Origin of the sequence: Actinocrinis sp., from assembly GCF_035605935.1 — a bacterium.
GTDB lineage: Bacteria > Actinomycetota > Actinomycetes > Streptomycetales > Catenulisporaceae > Actinocrinis.
Window position 1 is genome coordinate 1 of sequence record NZ_DATNGK010000265.1, and the last position, 4,514, is coordinate 4,514.

Annotated in this window: 5 protein-coding genes; 4 read left to right on the top strand and 1 reads right to left on the bottom strand. The window is 69.1% G+C overall.

From position 1 onward, the window contains the following. The 4 genes from VN779_RS21095 to VN779_RS21110 form a co-directional block, all read left to right on the top strand. The coding region (locus VN779_RS21095; protein WP_325726026.1) for a right-handed parallel beta-helix repeat-containing protein at positions 1–912 on the top strand (912 nt) is incomplete at its 5' end. 137 nt (positions 913–1,049) lie between these two features. Beyond that, a complete protein-coding gene (gene proB, locus VN779_RS21100; protein ID WP_325726028.1) occupies positions 1,050–2,192 on the top strand; it encodes a glutamate 5-kinase in 1,143 nt (380 codons plus the stop codon). 83 nt (positions 2,193–2,275) lie between these two features. Further along, on the top strand, positions 2,276–3,574 hold the full coding sequence (locus VN779_RS21105) for a glutamate-5-semialdehyde dehydrogenase (protein WP_325726030.1): 1,299 nt from the start codon (positions 2,276–2,278) through the stop codon (positions 3,572–3,574). 163 nt (positions 3,575–3,737) lie between these two features. Beyond that, positions 3,738–4,100, top strand: coding sequence for a hypothetical protein (locus VN779_RS21110; RefSeq protein WP_325726032.1), 363 nt, complete (start codon positions 3,738–3,740; stop codon positions 4,098–4,100). A 27-nt stretch (positions 4,101–4,127) separates the two neighbouring features. Here VN779_RS21110 and VN779_RS21115 read toward each other — a convergent pair. After that, a partial coding sequence (locus VN779_RS21115; RefSeq protein ID WP_325726034.1) for a glycerol-3-phosphate dehydrogenase C-terminal domain-containing protein occupies positions 4,128–4,514 on the bottom strand: 387 nt, incomplete at its 5' end.

Here is a 4,514-nt window from a genome sequence, read left to right on the forward strand (position 1 = left end):
GGCGCGCTGAGCGACTCGACCATCGACGGGCTCTACATCCACCACACCAAGGTGGGCATGTGGTTCGACGGCCCGATGCGCAACCTCAAGATCACGAACAATGTGATCGCCGATCAGATCGCCGACGGCATCAACTTCCACACCGGCGTGACGAATTCGCTGGCGCAGAACAACTCCATCCGCAACACCGGCGACGACGGCCTGGCGATGTGGTCGCAGACCACGGCCGACTCGAACGACACCTTCGACCACAACACCGTGCAGACCCCGGTGCTCGCCAACGGCATCGCGATCTACGGCGGCGGCGACGACACGGTGTCGAACAACCTGGTCGCCGACCCGATCCGGGAAGGCAGCGGCCTGCAGGTCGGCAGCCGCTTCGACGCGGTGCCGTTCACCGGGCACCTGTGGATCACCGACAACACCACGGTTCGCGCCGGAACCTACGAGCTGAACTGGAACCTCGGCCTCGGCGCGATCTGGATCTACGCGCTGCAGAGCAGCATCACCGCGGATGTGGAGGTGACCGGTGACAACTTCCTGGACAACACCTACAACGCGATCATGCTGGTCGCCGACTTCCCGGTGAAGGATCTGTATTCGATCTCGAACATCCACTTCTCGGATGTGAAGGTGGACGGAACCGGGACCTCGGTGCTCAGCGCGCGGGCGGCCGGATCGGCGACGTTCCAGAACGTGGTGGCCCGCAATGTCGGCGCGGTCGGAATCAACAACTGCGGATCGTTCCACTTCACGCCCGCGGGCTCGGAGTTCACCGTGACCGACCTCGGCGGCAACTCCGGCGGCGGGACCACCGGTCCGTGGCTGGCGCCCTGGGAGCTGCCGAACACGATCACCTGCGACGACCGGCCGCCGGTCGTTCCGCCGCCCCCGCCGTCCGCCTGGTCGTGACGCTGGGAGCTCAATAGCGCGGTAGCTGGGTCGTTGAGTCGAACCGAACAGGACCGGCCGGGGTAGTCACACCCCGGCCGGTCCCACGCGCTGAAACACACAGGCCGCCGCAGGGCCGCTGATCGTATCCTGAGCCGGTGAGCGACGGCGGGCAGACGACCACACGCGATGCGGTCATCGCCGCGCGGCGGATCGTGGTGAAGGTGGGTTCCTCCTCGCTGACCACAGCGGCCGGGGGTCTGGACGGCAGCCGGGTGGACGCCCTCGTGGACGCGCTGCACGAGTCAGCCCTCTCGAAGCCCGGCGGCGCGGAAGTGGTCCTCGTCTCCTCGGGTGCCATCGCGGCCGGGCTCGCCCCGCTGAGCCTGCGCAAGCGTCCCCGCGACCTGGCCACGCAACAGGCGGCCGCGAGTGTCGGGCAGGGCTTGCTGATCGCCCGGTACACGCAGTCTTTCGCGCGCCACGGGCACGGCGTCGGACAGGTATTGCTCACGGCCGACGACGTAACGCGGCGCTCGCACTACCGCAACGCGCTCCAGACGCTCAGCCGGTTGCTGGAGCTCGGCTTCATCCCGATCGTCAACGAGAACGACACGGTCGCCACCCAGGAAATCCGGTTCGGCGACAACGACCGGCTGGCCGCACTCGTCGCGCACCTGGTCAACGCGGATCTTCTGGTCCTGCTTTCGGACGTCGACGCGCTCTACGACGGTGATCCGCGCAAGCCCGGCACCCGCCCGATCAGCGACGTGCGCGGGCCCGAGGACCTGGCGGGCGTGTCGACCCGCGCCCCTGGACGTGCCGGAGTCGGCACCGGCGGCATGGTCACCAAGGTCGAGGCGGCGCGGATCGCCACCGAGGCAGGCATCCCGGTGGTGCTCACCACGGCCGCATACGCCGGGCGTGCGCTCGCGGGAGAGGCGGTCGGCACCCTGTTCCATCGCACCGGGAAACGGTCCGCAGCGCGCCTGCTGTGGCTCGCGCACGCGACGGCTCCGCGCGGCGCTTTAAAGCTGGACGAGGGTGCGGTAGACGCGGTCGTACGCCGTCGTCTCTCGCTGCTGCCCGCCGGGATCACGGCCGTAACCGGAACTTTCGTCGCGGGCGATCCGGTCGACCTGATCGACCCGTCAGGCCGAGCGGTGGCGCGTGGCCTGGTGAACTACGACGCGGTCGAGTTGCCGTCGCTGCTGGGCCGCTCCACCCGCGACCTGGCCGCCGCGCTGGGCCCGCAATATGAGCGCGAGGTCGTGCACCGAGACGACCTCGCGGTGCTGTGAGTGAGCGCCACGCAGAGCCCCGCGGAGTCTCACAGCCTGAAATAGCGTGCTCCCGGCCGCTATCCGGGTCGTAACCTGGAGGCATGGTGGACGAGTCGAGCGAGTCGGACGTTATCCGGACAGCGCGCCGGGCCCGCGAGGCGGGCGCGGATCTGGCTGTGCGCACGCGTGCCGAGAAGGACCGGGCGCTGCACGCCATCGCGGACGCGCTGCTCGCCGAAACGCCGCGCATCGTCGCCGCGAACGCCGAGGACACGGATCGGGCCCGCGAGACCGGCGTCAGCGCTGGAATCGTGGATCGGCTCACCCTGACCGCGGACCGGATCGCCGCCATCGCCGAAGCGCTGCGGAAGATCACCACACTCGCCGATCCGGTCGGCGAGGTGGTGCGCGGCTCGAACCTGCCGAACGGGCTGGAGCTGCGTCAGGTCCGCGTGCCGCTCGGCGTCGTCGGGATCATCTACGAGGCGCGACCGAACGTGACCGTGGACGCGGCAGGCCTGTGCCTCAAGTCGGGCAACGCGGTGCTGCTGCGCGGCTCCTCCTCCGCGCGTGCGTCCAATACCGCGCTGGTCGACACGATGCGCGACGCGCTGGCCGGCTGCGGTCTGCCCCGCGACGCGATTCAGCTGGTACCTGGCGACACGCACGACTCCGTCAAGGAACTGATGCAGGCGCGCGGCCTGGTTGACGTGCTCATCCCGCGCGGTGGCGCATCGCTGATCAGCTCGGTGGTCAGTGGCTCGACGGTCCCGGTAATCGAGACCGGAGTCGGCAACTGCCACGTGTACGTGGACGCGGACGCAGATCTGGACCTCGCGGTCGAGCTGCTGATCGACTCCAAGGCGCAGCGCTACAGCGTGTGCAACGCCGCCGAGACCGTGCTCGTGCACAAGGACGTCGCTGAGGCGTTCGTACCGCGCGCACTCGCTGCGCTTAAGGACGCCGGAGTTACCGTGCACGGCGACGAGCGGACGGCAGCGTACGCCGCTGCTGCGGATAACGCACCGGACGTCGTACCGGCCACCGAAGAGGACTTCTACACCGAATACCTCTCGCTCGACATCGCGGCGGCCGTGGTGGACTCACTGGACGCAGCGGTCGCGCACATCCGCAAGTACTCCTCCAATCACACCGAGGCGATCATCACCCGCTCCCAGGCAGCGGCGCGCGCCTTCACCGCGCGGGTCGATTCGGCAGCGGTGATCGTGAACGCCTCGACCCGGTTCACCGACGGCGGCGAGTTCGGCTTCGGCGCGGAGATCGGCATCTCGAACCAGAAGCTGCACGCGCGCGGCCCGATGGGCTTGCCCGAGCTGACCTCCACGAAGTACATCGTGATCGGTGACGGCCAGACCAAGGCCAGGCACTCGAACACCTGACAGGTCGAAAGCCGCCGCGGGGTCACGGCGAGCGAAAGTTTCAGGCTGCTGACCAGCCGGTGGATGATCGCAAACCGGCGATGCGGCCGCTGCGGCGGACTTTCGTCGCAGTTCGCTGCCGTACCCCCTACTGATCACGCAACATTTCCGTTACTTTTCCCCAATGACCGAGCGCTTTCCCGAACAGCGCAACAGCTCCGCGCAGCGCCGCGCAGACGCGAACCAGGTCCCCGCGCGCGCCTCGGACGGCGCCGCGTCCCTTGACGACGCGCCGCTCGTGTTCGACGAGTCCTTCGTCGCCGCGGCGCCGGTACACGAACCTTCGGCGCAAGCCCGCGCCGTGCTCGCCAGGCGGCGCGCGGAGCTGTTCGCAGATCCTTCCGCCACACGGCGATCTCTGGATCAGCCGGAGCGTCGCTGGGCCGTGCGCCCGGCCCACCATCTCTCCGCGGTGCGATTGCCAGCCGTGGCGGTAACCACGTGCGTCTTGGCTACTGTGGCCGTGTTACTCATCCTGCTGCGGTAAGGGCTCGCTGACAGACGCGCGACCTCCTCACGAGAAGTCGGGCACGCCCATTCGCGCGGCATCAGCTGACTGGTCGTCCGGTTGGCGCTGGGATTCGCGCTCGGCGGCGATCTGCGCGGTGTAGTGCGCGATCTCGCGCTCCAGGCGGCCCTCGTCCCAGCCCAGCGTCTCGGCCATCAGCTCGGCGGCGGGGCGGGCCGAGCCGACCCCGCGGTCGAAGGTCTCGAAGCTGACACGGGTGCGCCGGTGCAGCACGTCCTCCAGGTGCGTCGCGCCCTCGTGCGACGCCGCGTAGACGACCTCGGCGCGCAGGTAGTCGTCGGCGCCGTCGAGCGGATGGCCGAGCGTACGGTCCTTCTCGATCAGCGCGAGGACCTCCTCGGTCAGCGAGCCGTAGCGGTGCAGCAGGTGCTC